This window comes from Streptomyces sparsus (assembly GCF_054776295.1).
The window spans coordinates 1-588 of sequence record NZ_BAAHCA010001668.1 but is presented as its reverse complement, the minus strand read 5'-3'; the positions used below and the strand labels follow the sequence as shown (position 1 = coordinate 588).

The 588-nt window shown below is 76.4% G+C and carries 1 protein-coding gene; it reads right to left on the bottom strand.

The annotated features are described in order from the left end of the window. Positions 1-79: 79 nt before the first annotated feature. The coding region (locus ACYVE9_RS30205) for a histidine phosphatase family protein (RefSeq protein ID WP_461031038.1) at positions 80-588 on the bottom strand (509 nt) is incomplete at its 5' end.

Below are 588 nucleotides of genomic sequence, written 5' to 3'. Positions count from 1 at the left end.
GGTACCGGCGACTCCGCACCGGCCGCGCCGCCGACCCGCACCGACCGACCCGCCTCGGTGGTGGCGGCCGGCCCGGCGGTCAGCCGGTGCGCAGGTGGGCGGTGTCGGTGAGCAGGCGCACCGAGGCGTTGCCGTCGGCGTAGTAGGCCACCGCGGACAGCGAGGCGGCGGCGAGCTCCATCCGGAACAGCGACTCGGGCGGTGCGCCCAGCGCCAGCCGGACCAGGGTCTTCACCGGCGTCACGTGGGTGACCAGCAGTACCGTGCGGCCGGAGTGGCGGGTGAGGATCTTGTCCCGCGCCACCGCCACCCGTCGGGCCACTGCGGCGAAGGACTCACCGCCGCCGGTCGGCACGGCCTTCGCGGAGGCGAGCCAGGCCGCGAGGTCCCGCGGGTACTTCTGCTGGACCTCGGCGAAGGTCAGCCCCTCCCAGGCTCCGAAGTCCGTCTCCCGCAGCCCGTGCTCGGTCCGGACCTCCAGGCCGAGGCGCCCGGCGACCTCGGCCGCCGTCTCCTGGCAGCGCCGCAGCGGTGAACTCACGACGGCCTGCACCGTGCCGCGGGCGGCGAGGGACTCGGCGACCGCCG